Genomic DNA, 20,891 nt, shown 5'->3' with positions numbered 1-20,891 from the left:
ACAGACTTCCTCGATGAAGCGTTGCTCTCCGCCGAAAGCATGAGAGCAATACATACTGAAAGGGTATGATTTGTGTTGCGTTGGTTTGTAGAGTTTTTTAACGCGCATAATCAGTATCATTTGCATAGCGTCTTGCGCAACCCTTTCATAACAGGGCTTTTGGCTGTTTTTATGCATAATAACGCGAGTTTATGGCGTTAATGATGGATAACTATTTGTTATGGAAAGTTTTTTACTTCGTCAAAAACGAATAATACAGAGGTAATTAATTTTTACTTGTGTCTCATTCGCCGTTTTTTTAAACAGCACACATGACAAAAGTCACAAAAAAGAAAAAATTATTTCTGCCGATTTTGTAACAATTTAGCCAAATTAATGGCCTCTACCAGCTGCGCGCGGTTCACTCGCGGCGAGTTGGCATCCAGTAAGGTTTGCCACAGCGACACGGCTTGCGCATAATCCGCCTGCATAAACGCATCCGCCGCCAGCAGCATCTGCGCGGTCACTTCTGTCGCATCCAGCGCTAACGCTTTATTAATCATTTCACGCGTCGCAGGCGTCATATGTTGCCCGGCCTGGTAATACAGCACCGTTGCCAGCGCGGCGAAAAGCTGCGCGTTATCGCCTCGCAGACGCAACGCCTGACGATATGCCAGCAGCGCATTGTCATACGCATTGCGATAGAGATAATACTCGCCCAGCCGCGCCCATTGCTCGCTATCCTGCGGATTGGCGCGGATTTTTTCTTGCAGCCTGGAAAGCTGCGCCTCTGGCGTTTGCGGGTTCGTAAAGTCACGTAGCGGATCGGCCAGACGCTGTTGCTCGCTACGCACAGCCTGCCATTTCGGCGTCAACAGATAGCCGCCGACACAGGCAGCCACCATCAACACCGCCGCAGCCGCCAGACGCTTTACGGGCATGGGACGTAACGGCGCAGTGGAGTGTTCAGACTGGCTCATTGTTCCCCCTTTTCTGCGTGCTGACGCTTTCTCACCCGCCAGGCCACCACACCCACCAGCAATAACAGCAGGTACGGCAGCGCCCACAACAGCAGCGTTTGCTCATTCAACGGCGGGTTGTAGCGTACGAAATCACCATAACGGTCGGTCATCCAGGCGGTGATTTCCGCTTCGCTTTTACCTTCGGCCACCATGCTGTAAACCTGATGGCGCATACTGACCGCCACGGGCGCATTGGATTCCAGCAAATTCTGGTTCTGACACTGCGGACAGCGCAGTTGACTGGCAATAGACAGCGCTTTTTCCTGCTGTTGCGGATTGTCAAAGCGCCAGGTATCCACCACCTGGGCGTGGGTGGCGAAGGTGATTAAAAACAGGACGATCGTTAAGAGTAAAAACTTTCTGCCGGATGGCGCTACGCTTATCCGGCCTACGGTTTGCGCATCCTGTAGGCCGGATAAGGCGTTTACGCCGCCATCCGGCAACGCTGTGAGTAATTTACGCGTCACGCTTCCTCCCCCGCCATCCGCTCAGCAGCGCGCCACACACCATCAACAATCCCCCACCCCAGATCCAGCGCACGCCGGTCTGCACGTATAAGCGCATGGCGTAACGATCCGGTCCGGTTTTTTCGCCCATCACCGCGTACCAGTCATGTAGCAGGTTCCAGTGAATCCCCGGCTCCATCATCTGTTGACGACGCGCGGCATAGAAGCGCCTTTCAGGCTGCAGGCTGCCAATGCGTTTTTCATTCCGCCACAACGTGATCCGCGTTTTTTCACTGGTGTAGTTGCCTTTGGCCTCCAGATCCAGACGCTCGAAACGAAAGGTATAGCCCGCCAGTACCACCTGCTGACCGGGGCTGAGGTTAAGACTGATTTCATGCCGACTGCCGCTGGAAACCATGATCCCGGCGGCGAAGATAAATACGCCCGTATGCGCCAGCAACGCCGGAAGCTGACAACGCACAGAGACTTTGCGGCTTCTGATTGTCGCCAGCACGATAACTACCAGCATCAGCAGGCCAAACGGCAGCGTGACGCGATTAAAATAGGGCGCGCCCACCGAAAGCCTTCCCCAGCCCATCAAACCATAAATCATGGGGTAGAGCGTCCCGACCAGCACGATCAACAAGACGGCGCTAAAGAGCAGCAGCGTCGCCAGAATGAGCGTTTCGCACTTTCCGCCGCCCAAACGCGTCGCCGGATACGGCTCCCGCGCCCGCCAGCCGTACAGAACAAGCGATGCCAGACTTAACGCGGCAAAAAGGGTAAACAGCGGCACCGCGCGCACGTTATCCAGCGCAAAGGCATGTACCGAAACAAGAATGCCGGAACGCACAATCAGCGTTCCCAGCAACGAGAGGATCAGCGTCAGTATCGCCAGCAGCAACGACCAGTGACGGAAGCTCCCGCGCTGGCGGCTGACATACAGACTGTGCAGCAACGCGCTGGCGGCAAGCCACGGCAACAACGAGGCATTTTCCACCGGGTCCCAGAACCACCAGCCGCCCCAGCCCAGTTCGCAATACGCCCACCACGATCCGAGAATGATCCCCAGCGTCAGAGCGCACCAGCCGGGTAACGCCCAGCGCCAGCACACCCAGGCGGTTGCCGCGTTAAAGCCGCCGCACAGTAGCGAGGCCAGCGCTACGCTCGCCGCGGTCATCAGGCCGCCATAACCCAGATAGAGCAGCGGCGGATGTAAGATCAGCCCCAGATGTTGCAGCATGGGATTAAGGTCGCGCCCTTCCATGGCGGGAGGGAAAATACGCAGGAACGGATCGGACCACAGCACAATAAATAGCAGCAGCGAGGCCATAATGAGGGACAAGATGCTCAGGGTCAGCGGAAAAAGCGCGTCAGATTCATGCCGGGAGCGCCAGGCGAATAGCGCCGTCCACCCCGAAAGAAGCAACGCCCACAGCAGGAGCGAGCCTTCATGACCGCCCCATACCGCCGCCAGTTTCAGTCCCCATGACAACTGACTATGGCTATGCTGCGCAACATAAACGACCGAAAAATCGCTGGTCAGAAAACAGCTAACCAGAATCGCAAACGCCAATAGCAGCAGCGTGAACGCCGTCCACGCGCCGCAGGTCGTCAGGCGCATGACGCCGCGCCAATGCTGCCCCATCCCGCACCACGTCGCCAGCGGGGTCAACACGTTGACCCCGAGACTCAACAACAGCGCCAGAAATCCGGCTTCAGGAAGGAAGATGTCCAGATTATGCAACCGTTAGCTGTCCCGCATAAAGAATGAAAAAGCGCAGCAGCAGCACGCCGGTCAAACTGGCGCCGCAAACGGCCAGCACGCCGTGAAACGTGACGCTACGGTTTGCCCAGGGCTTCAGCAGCAGCGGGATAATCAATCCCAGCCCTACGACCCCAAGCCAGAACCACCAGCTCCAGAATCCGCCGCCCAGCGCCGCCGCCAGCGCGCGCATTTTGCCGTCATCGCCCAGCGCCAGCCCGATAAAAAAGGCCGCCAGCAGGAAGATCTCCAGCCATACCACTGGGGTTTCAATGCGATGTACAAAGCGCGCCTCGGTGCTGTGTGGGTTGCTACGATGGCGTAACGCCATAACGATCAGCGCCACCGCCGCACCGGAGGAAATTCCAGAGAACAGGAATAGTACCGGCAGGATCGGGTTATTCAGGAACGGATAGGATTTCAGCGCCGACAGCAGAAAGCCGGTGTACGCTCCGAGCAGGACCGCCAGCACCAGCATTAACGTCTCCAGCGCGCGATGAAACGGCGTTATTAGCGCCAACACTTTCTGCACGATCTCTAACCGCGGCAGCCAACGCTGTTGCAGGGCAATCACCTCTTTTTCAAAGATTTTCGCCAGCCACAGCACCAGCACTACCATGTACAACTGGAACAGCATCACCCCCATCGACATCACCGAGGTAAAGCTGTAGTGGAACATCAGCTTCCAGAAGGTCCACGGGCGCGTCAGGTGAAAGACCAGAATCAGCAGACCGAAGATAATCGCCCCCGGCCCTAACACCAGCGTAGTGCGCAGCAGCGTGCTGTCCGAACCGCCCGCCTCCGGATGGAAGCGGCGCAGCAGAATCGCCAACGTAACCAGTCCGGCGGAGATGCCAATCAGAAACAGATAGATGGCGATGGGCCAGTCCCACACCAGTGATGCAAAATGAAATGCAGAAGCGGATGTCATTGGCTCACCTCCCCATAGTTAAAGGGAACGCGGTAGACCTTCGGTTTTGTGCCCAGCGCCAGCTTGTAACGATAGGTGGTTTTCTGCCGCAACAAACGGGAAATATCGCTGTTGGGATCGTCCAGATTACCAAACGTCAGCGCCTTCGTCGGGCATGACTCAACGCAGGCGGGCTGTTTGCCCGCTTTCAGGTTGGTTTTCCGGCAGAAATCGCATTTATCCGCCGTCTTACTGACCGGATGGATAAAGCGCACGCGGTAGGGACACGCGGCAATGCAGTACTGGCAGCCGACGCAAAGGTCCGGGTTCACGTCGACAATACCGCTGGCGGCATCGCGGAATGATGCGCCGGTCGGGCAGACGTCAACGCAGGGGGCATGGTCGCAATGCTGGCACGAGTGGCGGAAGAAGCGATATTTCACATCAGGAAACGTCCCCTGCGGCTCGCTGCGAATAATCGTCAGGCGCGATACGCCTTCCGGCACGTTGTTGACTTCCCGACAGGCATCCATGCAGGCCGTGCAGCCGATGCATAATGACTCATCGTGTACCATGCCATAACGCACGCCGTTAATATTCAACGTGTTCGCTACAACGCGTCCTGCCATCCCACTGACCACCGCCAGCGCGCCGACGCGGGTAATAAATTGACGTCGGGTGCAACTCATGGCTGCTCCTTAAGCAACGGAACGGACGCCGGGTTAAAGTGCGGGTTAGTACGCTGATCGCTGTGGCAATCCACGCATATTTTGATCCGCCCTTTCTCGCTTAGCGTCTGCATCGTGTCTTGCTGCGGATGCAGGGAATGGCAACTGGCGCAGGTCACTTTAGTAACATGAACATCGTGCGGCCAGAACGCTTTTTGCAGTTGTTCAGGCAAGTGGCAGGACATACAGACGCTGTTCTGCTGCTCTACCGTATACATCGGGTCGTTAAAACGCATCACATCTTTCACCCCTTCACGGTGGTGAAGCGACGGTTGACCGTGGCAGTTGGTACAGGTTATCGGCAATTTATTGTTCGGGTTGATAGCGCCCGTATGTTTACCGTGCATACCTTCGGTGTCCGGTTTGTGACAGTCCAGACAGGCAGCATCCGGATTACGCTGCTGGGTGACCGTCCAGCGTTGATCCGACTCCTGCGGCGTTGGCGTGGCAGTGATTCCACTCAGGCTCCAGAACAGGCCTGAAGCCAGCACCCCAGCAGTTAATAACGAACGTAATACGCTCATATTCACTCCATTACATAATGCCTGATGGCGCGCAGCTTTAAGGCCTACAAGACTTCTGTAGGCCGGATAAAGCGCTTGCGCTGTCATCCGGCAAATTTGTCACATGTGAGGTTATTGGCTTAACAGACCGTTTTTACGCGCCTGATCTTCCCACTGCGGTACGACCGTTTTCAGGAAGTCCTGCTTCTCCGCGTTGATTTGTTGCATATTCAAACCAATCGCTTTCTGCGCCTTCTCTTTCGTCGAAATATCCGGCAGCGGAATTTCATGGGTAATGCCTTTGGTCGCCAGCAGTCGCGCCAGTTTAGTACGGGCATCCGCGGCTTTATCCATCGCACTGCCTAACATCCGTAGACCTTCTTCCGGGGCATGCATATGAATACCGTGTGACGCAATCGCCAGATCCCAACGCCACTGCGCGTGGCGAATATCGTTCAGAATCGGTTTCATTTCCGCGTCTGTCGCCCCCGCATCCCATGCGGCTTTCGCTTCGAAGTGCGCATGTACCAGCTGATCTTCAACCTTGATTTTCAGGTCATGAATCGCCTGTTTACGCTCGGCGACCACTTTTTGCAGGGACGCTTTGTCCTGGGTGTGGCAATTGGCGCAGGTTTGCGCGAAATTGTCGAACGGGTTGCCGATTTTATGGTCGGTGTAGAGCTTGCCTTCGGCGTTCTGTACTTTCGGCATGTGACAGTCGATACAGGCCACGTTGTTCTTACCGTGAATGCCCGCGCTCCAGGTTTCATATTCCGGGTGCTGCGCTTTCAGCATCGGGGTTTTGGACAGAGAGTTAGTCCAGTCAGAGAAGGCGATAGTGTCGTAGTATTGCTCCATGTTCTCGACTTTCATGCCCTCATCCCACGGGAACTTAACGGCTTTGTTTTTACCGTCAAAGTAGTACTCCACGTGGCACTGGCCGCAGACCATCGATTGCTGATCAAATCGTCCCGCTTTATCAAACGGTTTGCCGATAGCCTCCATCGCCCGTTCGGCATAGGAGCGCGACAACGTTAATGCTGGCTTCCCCTGGGCGAAATCGTCCGACGCGGTGTTATGACAGTCGGCACAGCCCAAATCGTTAACAATTTCCGGGCCGCCGCGCGCCCATTTGCCATGGAAGTAGCCGTCTTCGCCTTCTTGTTGGATAAGGCGCGCGACATCGGGGCTTTTACAACTCCAGCAGGCCATCGGCAGCGGGCCGTCTTCCGCCGTTTTTGGCGCGCCGGTACGCAGTGTTTCGCGCACGTCAGTTACCGCATACGCGTGGCCGCGTGGTTTGTTGTAATCACGGGAGAAGGGATAGCCCGCCCACAGGATCACCAGACGAGGGTCTTCCGCCAGCGCATCTTCACGGGCAGACTGTTCTGACGTCGCTTTCCATGACTGATATTGGTCGGGGTGTTGAGGCGCGAACATTTCATTTTTCGCTTCAACAGTAACGGTTTTTGCGGATTCAGGCGTTTGCTCAGCGTAAACAGAGGTAATGAAGAAAAAAGGAAATATAAGGCTGAAGAAACGGCGTGCGCGTAGTGTTTTCCTTGCCATAGAGGTCTCATCCAGATTGCGCCATTATCTTTAATGGCGATTTTTTATCGTTTTCCATAACAGCAACCGCACAAATACTGTTATTACATTGATCTCCTCTATGTGTAACAAATAACCACACTTAAAATGTTGTCTTTAATCAATTGTAAGTGTATGTAAAATACCACTTTAGAGTTAGTAACCTGGACAAAACTCCCTCTCTTTTCTGATTTCCGGACACGGATCACTTTTTTTAAAAATTTCATATAACGTCATGTTATCCCGAAAATTTATCTAATTTTGCGGGACACAATCAAAAAATAGATTGCTGCTTATTTGCACAGTTCCCTTTTTGCGTGATCTGTCGCCCAAATACTAAACAAAACTTATTAAGACCCTACATTTAACGTTTATGCGACATATTATTAACATCCTACAAGGAGAACAACAGCATGAGCCAAACACATAAACACGCCATTCCCGCCAACATTGCGGATCGTTGCCTGATAAATCCAGAGCAGTATGAGACTAAATATAAACAGTCTATTAACGACCCCGATACGTTTTGGGGCGAACAGGGAAAAATTCTCGATTGGATCACGCCGTACCAAAAAGTGAAAAACACCTCCTTTGCGCCAGGCAATGTGTCGATTAAATGGTACGAGGACGGCACGCTGAATCTGGCGGCGAACTGTCTTGACCGCCATTTGCAGGAAAATGGCGATCGCACCGCCATTATCTGGGAAGGCGATGACGCGTCGCAGAGTAAACATATCTCTTATCGCGAACTGCATCGCGATGTCTGCCGTTTCGCGAATACACTGCTGGATCTGGGCATTAAAAAAGGCGATGTGGTAGCGATTTATATGCCGATGGTGCCGGAAGCGGCGGTGGCAATGTTGGCCTGCGCCCGCATCGGCGCGGTGCATTCGGTGATCTTCGGGGGCTTCTCGCCGGAAGCCGTCGCCGGACGCATTATCGACTCCAGCTCGCGGCTGGTGATCACCGCTGACGAAGGTGTACGTGCCGGACGCAGTATCCCGCTGAAAAAGAATGTCGATGACGCGCTGAAAAACCCGAATGTCACTAGCGTTGAGCATGTGATCGTCCTGAAGCGCACCGGCAACGACATTGACTGGCAAGAAGGCCGCGACCTGTGGTGGCGCGATTTGATTGAAAAAGCCAGCCCTGAGCACCAGCCTGAAGCGATGAATGCCGAAGATCCGCTGTTTATCCTTTATACCTCCGGCTCCACCGGCAAGCCGAAAGGCGTGCTGCACACCACCGGCGGCTATCTGGTCTACGCCGCGACCACCTTTAAGTATGTCTTTGATTATCACCCTGGCGATATTTACTGGTGTACCGCCGATGTGGGTTGGGTGACGGGGCACAGCTATCTGTTGTATGGCCCGCTGGCCTGCGGCGCGACCACCTTAATGTTTGAAGGCGTGCCGAATTGGCCAACGCCCGCTCGCATGTGCCAGGTGGTCGACAAACACCAGGTCAACATTCTCTATACCGCCCCGACGGCCATCCGCGCGCTGATGGCGGAAGGCGATAAAGCCATTGAAGGCACCGACCGTTCTTCACTGCGCATTCTGGGTTCCGTCGGCGAGCCGATCAATCCCGAAGCGTGGGAATGGTACTGGAAGAAGATCGGCAAGGAAAAATGTCCGGTCGTCGACACCTGGTGGCAGACTGAAACAGGCGGTTTTATGATCACGCCGCTACCGGGCGCTATCGAACTGAAAGCCGGTTCCGCCACCCGTCCTTTCTTTGGCGTACAGCCTGCGCTGGTGGATAACGAAGGCCATCCGCAAGAAGGCGCGACGGAAGGCAATCTGGTCATCACCGATTCCTGGCCGGGCCAGGCGCGCACTCTGTTCGGCGATCATGAACGTTTTGAGCAGACCTATTTCTCTACCTTTAAGAATATGTATTTCAGCGGCGACGGCGCGCGTCGCGATGAAGACGGCTATTACTGGATCACCGGTCGCGTGGATGACGTGTTAAACGTCTCCGGCCACCGTCTGGGTACGGCGGAAATCGAGTCAGCGCTGGTGGCGCATCCGAAGATCGCCGAAGCGGCGGTGGTGGGTATTCCACACGCTATCAAAGGTCAGGCGATTTACGCTTATGTGACGCTCAACCACGGCGAGGAGCCGTCGCCAGAACTGTACGCGGAGGTGCGCAACTGGGTACGTAAAGAGATTGGCCCACTGGCGACGCCGGACGTGCTGCACTGGACCGACTCACTGCCAAAAACCCGTTCCGGCAAAATTATGCGCCGCATTTTGCGCAAAATCGCGGCGGGCGATACCAGCAATCTGGGCGATACCTCGACTCTCGCCGATCCTGGCGTGGTGGAGAAACTGCTCGAAGAGAAGCAGGCCATCGCGATGCCGTCATAACCATAAATGCCGGATGGCAACGCGAACGCGTTTTACCCGGCCTACGACCCTACCCCTGCCCTCTCTCAAACCGGGAGAGGGAAATATAAAAAACCCTCCCCCAAAGGATTTCGTGTTACAGGAAGGCGGCAAGCGAGCACACCCTCAGCAGCATAGTTCAAGTTCACTATGTGGCTGGGGCGCGCGAGTGCGGCCAACGCGCCTGTAGCGCGAAAGACGCAGGGGGACCTCTGGAGAGCTCTGTGATGAATGACCAAATTTATCAGCGGATAGAAGACAGTGCGCGTTTCAGGGAATTAGTTGAAAAACGGCAACGGTTTGCCACGATTCTGTCGGTTATCATGCTGGCGGTTTATATCAGCTTTATTTTACTGATCGCCTTCGCGCCTGGCTGGCTGGGCACGCCTCTACATGCGGGAACCAGCGTCACCCGAGGAATTCCCATTGGCGTCGGGGTGATTGTGATTTCTTTTGTGTTGACCGGAATTTATATCTGGCGGGCGAACGGCGAATTCGATCGTCTTAATAACGCCGTACTGCATGAGGTGAAAGCATTATGAAGAGAGTTCTGACGGCGCTCGCCGCCGCACTCCCCTTCGCCGCTCATGCGGCGGATGCCATTAGCGGCGCGGTTGAACGCCAGCCCACCAACTGGCAGGCGATTATCATGTTTTTGATTTTCGTCGTGTTTACGCTCGGTATTACCTACTGGGCCTCTAAACGCGTACGTTCCCGTAGCGACTACTACACCGCTGGCGGCAATATCACCGGGTTCCAGAACGGCCTGGCGATTGCCGGCGACTATATGTCTGCCGCGTCATTTCTCGGCATTTCCGCGCTGGTGTTTACCTCCGGTTATGACGGGCTGATCTATTCGCTGGGCTTCCTTGTCGGCTGGCCAATCATCCTGTTTTTGATTGCCGAGCGCCTGCGTAATCTGGGACGTTATACTTTTGCTGACGTTGCCTCTTATCGCCTGAAACAGGGGCCAATCCGTATTCTTTCGGCCTGTGGCTCCCTGGTAGTGGTGGCGCTTTATCTCATCGCCCAAATGGTCGGCGCCGGTAAACTGATTGAACTGCTGTTCGGCCTCAACTATCACATCGCTGTGGTGCTGGTCGGCGTGCTGATGATGATGTACGTGCTGTTCGGCGGGATGCTGGCGACAACGTGGGTGCAAATTATCAAAGCCGTCCTGTTGCTGTTTGGCGCCAGTTTTATGGCCTTTATGGTGATGAAACACGTCGGCTTTAGCTTCAATAATCTGTTTACCGAAGCCATGGCGGTACACCCGAAAGGCACGGCGATTATGAGCCCAGGAGGATTGGTGCAAGATCCGATTTCGGCATTGTCGTTGGGTCTGGGACTGATGTTCGGCACCGCCGGTTTGCCGCATATTCTGATGCGTTTCTTTACGGTCAGCGATGCCCGCGAAGCGCGCAAGAGCGTGTTCTACGCCACCGGTTTTATGGGCTATTTCTACATTCTGACCTTTATTATCGGCTTCGGCGCTATCATGCTGGTGGGGGCGAATCCAGCCTATAAAGATGCCGCGGGCGCGCTGATTGGCGGCAATAACATGGCGGCGGTGCATCTGGCCAACGCGGTAGGCGGCAACCTGTTCCTCGGCTTTATTTCGGCAGTGGCGTTTGCCACCATTCTGGCGGTGGTCGCCGGTCTGACGCTGGCGGGCGCATCGGCGGTGTCGCATGACTTGTACGCTAACGTGTTCCGCAAAGGCGCAACCGAACGTGAAGAGCTGAAGGTGTCGAAAATCACCGTCCTGGTGCTGGGCGTGATCGCCATTATCCTCGGCGTCCTGTTTGAAAATCAGAACATCGCCTTTATGGTGGGCCTGGCATTTGCTATCGCCGCGAGCTGCAACTTCCCCATCATTCTGCTTTCCATGTACTGGTCAAAACTGACCACGCGCGGCGCTATGCTGGGCGGCTGGTTAGGTTTACTGACAGCGGTGGTGCTGATGATTCTTGGCCCTACTATTTGGGTGCAGATCCTCGGCCACGAAAAAGCGATCTTCCCGTATGAGTATCCGGCGCTGTTCTCTATCAGCGTGGCGTTCCTGGGGATCTGGTTCTTCTCGGCCACCGATAACTCGGCAGAAGGCAACCGTGAACGTGAGCAGTTCCGCGCTCAGTTTATCCGCTCCCAAACGGGATTCGGCGTACAACAAGGGCGTGCGCATTAATCTTACCGTTTCCTCCGGCCCTGTGGGTCGGAGGAAAATCAGAACATCACCCTCGCCACCAGCGGGGCAGCCAGTACCATCACCACGCCGGACAGCATCATTACCAGACTGGCGACGACGCCCTCCTGCTGACCAAGTTCATAGGAACGCGCCGTGCCCGCCCCATGTGACGCCGCGCCGAATCCTGCCCCTTTTGCCATGCCTTCCCGGATAGAGAGACGCAAAAATAGCGCGTCGCCGACCGCCATGCCAAACACGCCAGTGACGACCACGAACAGCGCCACCAGATCCGGCTGCCCGCCCAGGGGTTCTGCCGCCGCCAGCGCAAACGGCGTAGTCACGGAACGTACCGCCAGACTACGCTGAATCTCATCCGATAACGTGAACAGACGCGCCAGCCAAACGGAACTGGTGACTGCCACCACCGTCGCCGTCACTACGCCCGCGGTGAGCGACATCCAGTGACGTTTGATAATCGCGAGGTTATCGTACACCGGCACCGCAAAGGCAATGGTCGCCGGGCCGAGCAGCCACAATAGCCAGTGCGATTCGCCAATATAGTTTTGCCAGGAGATATGACCGAACACCAGCATTAACACCAGCAGTGCCGGCGTCAACACTAATGGCATCAGCGGCAATTTGCGAAAACGGCGATACAGACGCTTATTGGCGAAGTAAATTCCCAGCGTAATCACCAGGCACAGTACGCTTAACTGAACGTTATTCACGGTTTAGCCTGCTCATCTCATAGCGATACACTTTATCCACCACCCACGCCGTCGCGCCGAGTACCATTAAGGTACTGATCGCTATCACCGAGAAAATGCGCCAGCCGTCCACCAGTAACAGATGGGCATAGTTCACTACCGCCACGACGGCGGGAACAAAGAATAACAGCATCTCCGCCAGCAGCCAGCGTGCGCCTGCGCGTACCCAGCTAAGCGGAATAATCCGGCAAACGATCAGCGCCAACATAAGCACCATGCCGACCAGATTCGCGGGCAACGGCAGGTGCAGCCAGGAGACAAGATATTGGGAAAAAATGAATAAACCTGCATAGAGCAGTACCTGAACCGGTACCTGGAGTCGTTGCACAACGGCAGGCGTAACGCGGCTTATCGCCACAGCCATGAGGGAATGTCCTGAAAAATAATACGGAGCGCCAGTATAGAGAACCTCCGTCACGGGCAGAAATGAATTAAAATCATTGCAGGCATAGTCGGAAGGAATAATCATGGATATCAGAACGCTGCGTTATTTTGTCGAGGTCGTGCGCCAGCAAAGTTTCACCCGCGCAGCGGAGAAGTTATTTGTCACCCAGCCCACCATTAGCAAGATGCTGAAAAATCTTGAAGATGAGCTTAACTGTACGCTACTGATCCGCGACGGACGTAAGTTATTGCTGACCGATACCGGACGCGTGGTGTTTGAACGCGGTCTGGCGATCCTCGCTGAGTTTCGCCAGTTAGAGGCCGAGTTGAGCGATATTAACCATCTCAATAAGGGCGTGCTGCGGCTGGGTATTCCCCCGATGGTCGGTATGTTGATGGCCGGGCCAATCAGTTTGTTTCGACAACGCTATCCTGGCGTTGAACTCAAAATTTCGGAGTTTGGCGGCCTGACGGTACAGCAGGCGGTAATGAATGGCGAGCTGGATGTTGCGATGACCGCGCTCCCGGTGGAAGAAGCGAGCGGGCTGACGACGTTATCGCTGTTCAGTCATCCGCTGTGCGTGCTGGTTCCCCGTTCCGGTCAGTGGACAACCTGCGACTCCATCGCGCCTGAAGCTCTGGCGGAGCATCCTCTTCTTATCTATAACGAAGACTTTGCCCTGAGCCGCCAGTTGATGACCTTATTTAGCCAGCATGACGTAAAACCACGGATTGCCGTGCGCAGCGGGCAATGGGATTTTCTCGCCGCCATGGTGCAAGCGGGCGTCGGCATCGCCATTTTGCCAGAGCCGATTTGTCAGCGTCTGGATAAGGCCACGCTGCGCTGGCTACCGCTGGAAAGCGATCTCCGCTGGCAGTTGGGCATGATTTGGCGAGAGGGCGTGTATCTGTCGCACAGCGCCCGGGCATGGTTAACCTGTTGCGAAGGGTTTTGGCTGAAACAACCGTAAGCCATGGGTTAAGACCCTTGCCGGATGGCGGCGCAAGCACCTTATCCGGCCTACTTGTAGGCCCGGTAAGCATGGCGCCACCGGGCCACAAGGACTACTGATTTTCTATCAGTAGCGCTTCCATCAAATCCAGGTCGTGCAGCAGCTTTTGCAATGTTTCATTGCTGATTTCTCGCGTGGCGCGCAGATGATACAACTCGGCGCGTTCGGAACGCAGCGCCGCCAGACGGAAACGTCGCTCCAGGTTTTCTTCCTGTATGGAGCTTTCGACATCGTGTCGCCCATCGGCACGGCGACGCAAGTTACCAATGACACGTGAGCTTACTTCAGTAAGCAACTGATTATCGATGTTTTCTTCGGTATCCGCCGCCAGACGCTCTTCCATTTTCTGAATGGCGACAATCGCTACTTCCGCCGTCGCCGCGCGGGCGATACGCTCCTCTTTCAACTGTTGCGCATGATCGGCGACTTCCAGATGTTGCAACAGCAGCGGCAGCATGATCACGCCGACAAATAACGAGAACAGAATGACGCCAGCCGCCAGGAATACCAGTTCATAACGCGCCGGAAATCCGCTGCCATCCGGCAAAAGTAACGGTATAGAGAGCACACCAGCTAGGGTGATCGCCCCACGAACGCCAGCGAAGGAGGCAATCAGAATTTCACGCGACGTCCAGCTGGCGAACTCCATCGGTTTCTTCTTCAAAAAGCGCAGGCTGAACTTTTTCATGGTCCACAGCCAGCCGAAGCGAACCAGCATCAATGCCGCATAAATCAGCACGATATCGGTAAAGAGCATCCAGGTTTCGACATTCGGGTCAGCTTCCGCCGCCGCCAGCGAAGATTCCAGAATCCCCGGCAGTTGCAGTCCCAACAGCAGAAAGACCATACCGTTAAAGACAAATTCCAGCATCGCCCAGGTACTGTTCGCGCGCAAACGCATTGCCAGCGGCGCGCGGCGCATTACGCCAGAACGGGTGATGGTCATCCCGGCGGCAACCGCGGCCAGGATGCCTGAGACGCCAATATGTTCGGCAATCAGGTAAGACGCGAAGGGCAGCAGAAACAACAGGACGATCTGCGTCGCGGGTTCATCGCCGCCCCAGCGGCTCAAAAAACGCAGCGAGCGGCCATACAGCCAACTGACCACAAAACCCGCCAGAATACCGCCGATAGCGACCTTAAAAAATTCCAGCGTCGCGCCGCCGACGGTAAAGACCATCGTCCCCATCGCCACCGCGACGGCGAATTTCAGCGATACCAGACCGGAGGCGTCGTTCATTAACGCCTCTCCCTGCAGAATGCCCATGATTTTTTTTGGGATACGCCCCTCGCCCACAATTCCGGAGAGCGCTACCGCATCGGTCGGCGACAGCACGGCGGCCAGCGCAAAGGCGGGGATCAGCGGAATGCCGGGCACCAGCCAATAAATCAGGAAGCCGATTCCCACGACCGTTACCAGGACCAGCGCCAGCGCCAGCCCGAAAATCTCTCGTCCATGCTCAAGAAATTCACGGGTCGGCGTTTTCCAGCCATCCGCAAACAGCAGCGGCGGAATAAACAGCACCAGGAAGAGTTCCGGGTCGAATTCCACATGCAAACCAAACGTCGGCCACGCCAACAGCGCGCCAATGGCGATCTGCATAAGGGGTAAAGGAAGCTGGAAGGGTAATACACGCGTAAATACCCCCGACAGCGAGACCACAAGGGTCATGATGAGTATTGTGAAGAAAATTTCCATGCGTTCCCTGTTTGCGATGTTTTTTATGATGGAGAGAGGCATCATGCCTCGGTTTCACCTTCTTCAGATTAACGCAAAAGGTAACGTGATGTGTCCTGAAAATGAAAACGGGCGATCAACGCCGCCCGTTTTTCAGAATGAAGGCAGAACTAGATAGCCCAGCCGCCGGCATAAAAAGCGACCAGCGCGACCGCAATGACGACAGTTCCGATATTCAGCTTACGCCATTCACCGGAAACCAGACGCCCGACGACCAGCGTGGCAAAGCCAATCATAATCCCGGTGACGATGTTACAGGTCAGTACAATAAATACGGCCGTTACCAGCCCCGCCATCGCATCGACGAAATCAGCAAAATCGATTTTCGCCACGTTACTCAGCATCAGCAGACCGACATACATGAGCGCCGGGGCAGTTGCGTAGACGGGAACGAGATAAGAGAGCGGCGAAAGAAACAGGATCAGCAAAAATAGCACGCCCACGGTAATCGCCGTCAGGCCCGTTTTACCGCCCGCCGCCGTACCGGCCGCAGACTCGATATACACCGCGGCTGGCGCCGCCCCGACCAGGCCGGAGAAAACGCTACTCAGGGAGTCGGTGGTTAGCGCTTTGCCGCCATCGATAATTTGTCCGTCTTTGTCCAGCAGATTAGCCTGCCCTGCGACCGCACGGATCGTGCCGGTCGCATCAAACACCGCCGTCATCACCAGCGCCAGTACGCTTGGCAGAACGACAGGGTTTAACGCGCCCATAATATCCAGGCTGCCGATCAGTGAGTTGCCGTTTTCATCGCTCAACGAAGGCATGGCGAAAATGCCGGAAAAATGGACGTTAGGATCGAAGAGCAAACCCACAATAGAAATGCCAATAATGGTCAACAGAATGCCGCCGGGGACTTTCAGCTTTTCCAGACCGAGAATAACAGCCAGCCCTACAAGCGACATAATCACCGGGAAGGTGTCGAAATCGCCCAGCGCGACCGGCAGGCCATCCAGCGGGTTTTTAATGACCAGGCCGACGCCGTTGGCGGCAATCAGCAACAAAAACAGGCCAATACCGATACCGGTTCCGTGGGCCACGCCCTGTGGCAAGTTACGCAAAATCCAGCTACGAATGCCGGTGGCGGAGATAATGGTAAACAGTACGCCCATCAGGAATACGGCGCCAAGCGCGACCGGGACGCTAATATGCTGCCCCAGGACCAGGCTAAACGCGGTAAACGCCGTCAACGAGATAGCGCAACCGATAGCCAGCGGCAGATTCGCCCAAAGCCCCATAACGATAGAGCCGACGCCTGCGACCAGGCAGGTCGCTACAAAGACGGCAGCAGGCGGGAACCCGGCTTTACCCAGCATCCCTGGCACCACGATGACGGAGTAAACCATCGCAAGAAACGTGGTTAAGCCAGCAACGACTTCCTGGCGAACGGTGCTCCCGCGTTGTGAAATTTTAAACCAGGCGTCGAGTGAACCGCCGGTACGCGCTGAAGGCGTAGACATAGAAAACATCCCCTGAGAATTTATTATTCGTCGGTATACGTGGGAGGTAATCCACTAACAGCGCAACGTTATCTCCTTGTGCTACATTTACGACAACCGGGGCGCCGCAAAAAAGCAAACGTTTAGCTCCACGTATACAAAACGGGTGGCAAAAAAAAGCAAACGATTATCCAGCGATCATCAACGCTTTTTCAACTGAACTTTGCCGCTTTTTATGCTTTTCTGCTTAATATGCTCAATAAATCGCCAGACGATGCGCAAACGTTATCGTCCCTGCGCAATCCAGCAACAATTTTTCGCATCGCTGTTAGCAAATACGTTGCGCAATCTGCTCACAAAAACGCCATTATCCGCCGGGAATGGTAAACGGACCGCCCTGCTGAATCGCTCGCTGCCAGGCTGGACGCATTTCTACCCGCGCTTTCCATGCGTTGATATGGTCGAGATGAGCGATTCCGCCTCGGGCAAGCAGCGCAAATAGCGGGAAGCTCATCTGGATATCCGCCATACTTAACTGCTCTCCGGCAAACCAGGGGTGATTTGCCAGATGCCCGTCAATAAAGCGCGCATGGGTTTCCAGTTGCGGATTGAGGTACGCTTTTTGCGCGCCCTTACCGATAACGCCGCCCAACGTTCGCAGGCCCAATGGGACCGGCGGTTTACCCAGAGAGGTAAAGAGCAGTCTCATCAATAGCAAGGGCATGAGCGAACCTTCAGCGTAATGTAGCCAGAATCGATAGTGTTGTTTCCCCTGCGCATCCGCAGGTTTAAAGCGTCCGATACTGTCGTAAGTGTCCTGCAAATATTCCAGGATGGCGCCCGATTCCGCAATAACCATACCGTGATCTTCGATAACCGGAGACTTGCCCAGCGGATGCACTTTTTTCAATGCCGGCGGCGCCAGCATGGTCTTTTCACGCTGGTAACGCACAATCTGGTAAGGCAACGCCAGCTCTTCCAGCGCCCAGAGGATGCGCTGCGAACGAGACTGATTTAAATGGTGCACCGTCAGCATGGCTGTCTCCTGTAAGGTATGCCAACTAACTATAGAAAATTATGGCAGTTGCCGTAAAAATTTCGGCTAAAAAATCAGCATTTCGCTGGCGAACAGGGCGTCGTCGCTTACACTTACAGTATCAACACAAACCGGAACCTCCACCACGTGCTCGATATGAGGGGTGTTGACGTCGGGGGAAACCCTCCTGTAATCAGCGGGATAGAGCGAAAGACAAAGACCGGAAACAAACTAAAGCGCCCTTAGCGGCGCTTTAGTTTTAGGTGAACTCAGCCCGATGGCCGAGTGCATGTTAATCATCTTCAAGCAGCCGGGCGCCCGTCCCGTGTTCGCCAAGCCTGTCGCCTGGATTTCGCAGCGGACAGTCGCTACGCGATAAACAGCCGCAGCCGATACAACCGTCCAGCTCATCGCGCAACGCCACCAGCGTATGAATACGTCGGTCTAACTCTTCGCGCCACTGCGAGGAGAGCTGCTTCCACTCTTTCGCGCTTAACGTATGTCCTTCCGGCAAGATACCAAACGCGTCGCCGATAGTTGCCAGCGGGATGCCGATACGCTGGGCGATCTTGATAATCGCGACATAACGCAACACGTCACGCTTGTATCGCCGTTGGTTACCGCTATTACGGATACTGGTAATTAGCCCTTTGCTTTCATAGAAGTGCAGGGCGGACACAGCAACACCGCTACGTTTCGCAACTTCCCCCGGCGTCAGTAAGGCTTTTAAACGGGGAGATTTTTTTTCCATAAATCGCTTTACCTCAAGTTAACTTGAGGAATTATACTCGCCCGCAGACAAAACGACGAATCGAATACTGTTTAAGAGGCAACAATATGTCTCATCAGCAGATAATTCAGACCCTTATCGAATGGATTGATGAACATATCGACCAACCGCTAAACATTGATGTGGTGGCAAAAAAATCGGGCTACTCCAAGTGGTATTTGCAGCGGATGTTTCGTACGGTAACGCATCAAACATTAGGCGAGTATATTCGCCAGCGCCGTCTCCTGTTGGCGGCCGTTGAGCTACGAACGACCGAGCGCCCGATTTTTGATATCGCGATGGACCTGGGCTATGTATCGCAGCAAACCTTCTCGCGTGTATTCCGCCGCGAGTTCGATCGCACTCCCAGCGATTACCGTCACCGCCTGTAGGGCGTCTGCCCGCGTATCGTCAGAGGCGCGGGCGTTTGTTGTAGCCAGGCGATGAATTCCTGCGGTGGTAACGCCTTCGCAAAGTGCCATCCCTGACAATACTGAACGCCGCGTTTTAGCAACCAGCTAACCTGTTCAGCCGTTTCAACCCCCTCCGCAATGATTTTTAGCCGCAAACTTTGCGCCATTTCAATAATATGTTCCACAATCAAATGGCTGGCGCTATTAGTGGTTAGCGTGTCGACAAAAGATTTATCAATTTTTAAAAGGTCGACATTTAATGAGTACAGGTTATGCAAGTTCGAATAGCCGGTACCAAAGTCATCAATTGCCACCTCGTATCCCGCCTGGCGAAACGCCTGAATAATCGGCGTCATTTTAGGCACATCAATAAATCCGCGCTCAGTCACTTCAACCTTTATCTGTTGCGCAAGCACTGAATGCTGACGCGTTTTTTCATGAATCATCACAATTAGTCGGGAAGAGAGAAAATCGGCGGCAGAGAGATTGATAGAGACATAAAGATGCGGGTGCGCGGCCAGAAAACCACCTAAATCATTAAATACCTCTTCGACGACATAATCGGTGATCTGCTCAATCATCCCCTCTTTTTCCGCCAGCGGAATAAATTCGCACGGGCTCATCACCGGACCGTGATAGCCCGGCCAACGCAATAGCGCTTCGGCACCTACACATGTCCCGTTTCGGATATCAATGATCGGCTGATAATGAAGGCAAAGCTGGTGCCTGGTAATGGCCCGTTGCAGCAATCGACGCGGTGAGTAATATGCCTGCCGGGATCGTGACCACATAAATAAGATGATAATGCTACAGATGATCCCTAACGGTAGCGTTAACGTAAGCTGATGAAAGAGGTTCTGGTAAAAGCGTTGCTTTGAGGTTGACACAATCGCGGCAACCGGTCGTTTTGCTGATTTAACCAGAGTATAAAAACGTTCACCCTGTTGGAACACAGGTTCACTCCGTCGTACCAAAGGTAATAGCTGATCAGCCTGCGCCTGTTCACTCAGGGAGAAAAAGGTGTTGGTCACCGTATCATACATTCCCCAGGCCAACGCCGGATCGTCTGACATCACCTCGCTATAAGATAAGGGATTGATAACCGCGACATAGTTTCCCCGCTGCATATATGTCATTTTATAACCGTTGAAAAAAGGCGTATCACGATAGTAATAAATAGCGATGTCAGGCTTTCGTTTATAGTCAGCGCGGGGAATAAAATAAGGACTTGTTGGCGTCATAACCGTAGAGCATAGAAAACGCTGGCCCTTAGCATAAATCAACTCATTAATGTACAAACGACCGCGGATAATATTCAGCATTCGCTGTTGATGGGCTGGCGTACAGGCTTGCCCCTGATATTGTTCAGCGGCATCGCGGGCTAAATCTGCTTGCAGGATAACCCGCTCCGTTTTATCTAATACCAACTGCGCAAATGAATGTAACTGATTTCTGGTTTCAGAGACTGCCCGGATATGAGCAAACCAGATCGCCAGCAATACAGGAAGTAACACCACAATGATCGTTCCGAGAAATCTCAACACCTTGCGTCGTGTGCTTTGACTCATTTTCAGCCTATTTCCCTGCATTATTTGTGACTATTGTTGGCAAAATAAGACGTGAACCAAACGGAGGTTTACGGTGCATGAATTTATCAATATTAGCAACAGACTTTTACCGATCAACATTTACCATTAATAACTACGCGCAATCTCTTTCGCATACCAGGCAGGACGCTAAATATTTTTGATAATATCAGATTTATACCTAAGTAAACGATGGGGTATACATCTTTACTCCTTTCTTTTGATAAA

17 protein-coding genes and 1 pseudogene are annotated in these 20,891 nt (G+C 54.2%); 5 read left to right on the top strand and 13 right to left on the bottom strand.

The genetic code is table 11. The features are described 5' to 3' along the window. Window positions 1–338: 338 nt before the first annotated feature. From nrfG to nrfA, 6 genes and pseudogenes are all read right to left on the bottom strand, one after another. On the bottom strand, window positions 339–959 hold the full coding sequence (gene nrfG / locus ACFK9X_RS02755; RefSeq protein ID WP_000083232.1) for a heme lyase NrfEFG subunit NrfG: 621 nt from the start codon (window positions 957–959) through the stop codon (window positions 339–341). Next, a pseudogene (gene nrfF, locus ACFK9X_RS02750) lies at window positions 956–3,194 on the bottom strand (heme lyase NrfEFG subunit NrfF). Before nrfF ends, nrfG begins: the two are co-directional and overlap by 4 nt. Beyond that, window positions 3,187–4,143 carry a cytochrome c nitrite reductase subunit NrfD gene (gene nrfD, locus ACFK9X_RS02745; RefSeq protein ID WP_151115459.1) on the bottom strand — a complete coding sequence of 319 codons (957 nt, stop codon included), beginning with the start codon at window positions 4,141–4,143 and terminating at the stop codon, window positions 3,187–3,189. Before nrfD ends, nrfF begins: the two are co-directional and overlap by 8 nt. Next, complete coding sequence (gene nrfC / locus ACFK9X_RS02740) at window positions 4,140–4,811, bottom strand: cytochrome c nitrite reductase Fe-S protein (protein WP_001278035.1); 672 nt, start codon at window positions 4,809–4,811, stop codon at window positions 4,140–4,142. The genes nrfD and nrfC overlap by 4 nt, the downstream gene beginning before the upstream one ends. Then, a complete protein-coding gene (nrfB, locus tag ACFK9X_RS02735; protein WP_000115065.1) occupies window positions 4,808–5,374 on the bottom strand; it encodes a cytochrome c nitrite reductase pentaheme subunit in 567 nt (188 codons plus the stop codon). The genes nrfC and nrfB overlap by 4 nt, the downstream gene beginning before the upstream one ends. 111 nt (window positions 5,375–5,485) lie before the next feature. Next, complete coding sequence (gene nrfA, locus ACFK9X_RS02730) at window positions 5,486–6,922, bottom strand: ammonia-forming nitrite reductase cytochrome c552 subunit (protein WP_151115457.1); 1,437 nt, start codon at window positions 6,920–6,922, stop codon at window positions 5,486–5,488. A gap of 431 nt (window positions 6,923–7,353) precedes the next feature. On the opposite strand from nrfA, the gene acs reads away from it, so the two are divergent. The 3 genes from acs to actP all read left to right on the top strand — a co-directional run bounded on the left by acs (window position 7,354) and on the right by actP (window position 11,518). Further along, window positions 7,354–9,312, top strand: coding sequence for an acetate--CoA ligase (gene acs / locus ACFK9X_RS02725; RefSeq protein WP_021001033.1), 1,959 nt, complete (start codon window positions 7,354–7,356; stop codon window positions 9,310–9,312). Window positions 9,313–9,557: 245 nt separating this feature from the next. Then, window positions 9,558–9,872, top strand: coding sequence for a DUF485 domain-containing protein (locus tag ACFK9X_RS02720; RefSeq protein ID WP_000999620.1), 315 nt, complete (start codon window positions 9,558–9,560; stop codon window positions 9,870–9,872). After that, window positions 9,869–11,518 (top strand): cation/acetate symporter ActP, encoded by a 1,650-nt coding sequence (gene actP, locus ACFK9X_RS02715; protein ID WP_000832536.1) that lies wholly within the window; start codon window positions 9,869–9,871, stop codon window positions 11,516–11,518. The genes ACFK9X_RS02720 and actP overlap by 4 nt, the downstream gene beginning before the upstream one ends. A gap of 38 nt (window positions 11,519–11,556) precedes the next feature. Here the strand turns inward: actP and ACFK9X_RS02710 are convergent, their stop codons facing one another. Both ACFK9X_RS02710 and ACFK9X_RS02705 read right to left on the bottom strand, forming a co-directional pair. Continuing rightward, window positions 11,557–12,246 (bottom strand): LrgB family protein, encoded by a 690-nt coding sequence (locus ACFK9X_RS02710; RefSeq protein ID WP_001067096.1) that lies wholly within the window; start codon window positions 12,244–12,246, stop codon window positions 11,557–11,559. Beyond that, the gene (locus tag ACFK9X_RS02705; RefSeq protein WP_000257347.1) at window positions 12,239–12,649 is read right to left on the bottom strand and encodes a CidA/LrgA family protein; all 411 of its coding nucleotides are present in this window, start codon (window positions 12,647–12,649) and stop codon (window positions 12,239–12,241) included. Before ACFK9X_RS02705 ends, ACFK9X_RS02710 begins: the two co-directional genes overlap by 8 nt. Before the next feature lie 103 nt (window positions 12,650–12,752). Here ACFK9X_RS02705 and ACFK9X_RS02700 point away from each other — a divergent pair, with 103 nt between their 5' ends. Continuing rightward, window positions 12,753–13,640 (top strand): LysR family transcriptional regulator, encoded by an 888-nt coding sequence (locus tag ACFK9X_RS02700; protein WP_000354962.1) that lies wholly within the window; start codon window positions 12,753–12,755, stop codon window positions 13,638–13,640. Window positions 13,641–13,734: 94 nt separating this feature from the next. On the opposite strand, the gene ACFK9X_RS02695 is transcribed toward ACFK9X_RS02700, so the two are convergent. The 4 genes from ACFK9X_RS02695 to soxR form a co-directional block, all read right to left on the bottom strand. Next, window positions 13,735–15,381, bottom strand: coding sequence for a Na+/H+ antiporter (locus ACFK9X_RS02695; RefSeq protein WP_151115454.1), 1,647 nt, complete (start codon window positions 15,379–15,381; stop codon window positions 13,735–13,737). 149 nt (window positions 15,382–15,530) lie between these two features. Continuing rightward, the gene (ghxP, locus tag ACFK9X_RS02690; protein ID WP_000106901.1) at window positions 15,531–16,880 is read right to left on the bottom strand and encodes a guanine/hypoxanthine transporter GhxP; all 1,350 of its coding nucleotides are present in this window, start codon (window positions 16,878–16,880) and stop codon (window positions 15,531–15,533) included. A 346-nt stretch (window positions 16,881–17,226) separates the two neighbouring features. Beyond that, window positions 17,227–17,895 (bottom strand): glutathione S-transferase family protein, encoded by a 669-nt coding sequence (locus ACFK9X_RS02685; protein ID WP_000958575.1) that lies wholly within the window; start codon window positions 17,893–17,895, stop codon window positions 17,227–17,229. Window positions 17,896–18,187: 292 nt separating this feature from the next. After that, a complete protein-coding gene (gene soxR / locus ACFK9X_RS02680) occupies window positions 18,188–18,646 on the bottom strand; it encodes a redox-sensitive transcriptional activator SoxR (protein ID WP_000412686.1) in 459 nt (152 codons plus the stop codon). A gap of 86 nt (window positions 18,647–18,732) precedes the next feature. Here soxR and soxS point away from each other — a divergent pair, with 86 nt between their 5' ends. Then, window positions 18,733–19,056, top strand: coding sequence for a superoxide response transcriptional regulator SoxS (gene soxS / locus ACFK9X_RS02675; RefSeq protein ID WP_000019483.1), 324 nt, complete (start codon window positions 18,733–18,735; stop codon window positions 19,054–19,056). Here the strand turns inward: soxS and ACFK9X_RS02670 are convergent. Continuing rightward, window positions 19,044–20,645 carry an EAL domain-containing protein gene (locus ACFK9X_RS02670; protein ID WP_000083650.1) on the bottom strand — a complete coding sequence of 534 codons (1,602 nt, stop codon included), beginning with the start codon at window positions 20,643–20,645 and terminating at the stop codon, window positions 19,044–19,046. The two genes, soxS and ACFK9X_RS02670, sit on opposite strands and share 13 nt — an antisense overlap. Window positions 20,646–20,891: the final 246 nt, after the last annotated feature.

This window comes from Salmonella sp. WC3 (genome assembly GCF_042932255.1).
Lineage (GTDB): Bacteria > Pseudomonadota > Gammaproteobacteria > Enterobacterales > Enterobacteriaceae > Salmonella > Salmonella enterica.
The sequence above is the reverse complement of the archived record's forward strand: the minus strand, read 5'-3'. Positions and strand labels throughout refer to the sequence as shown.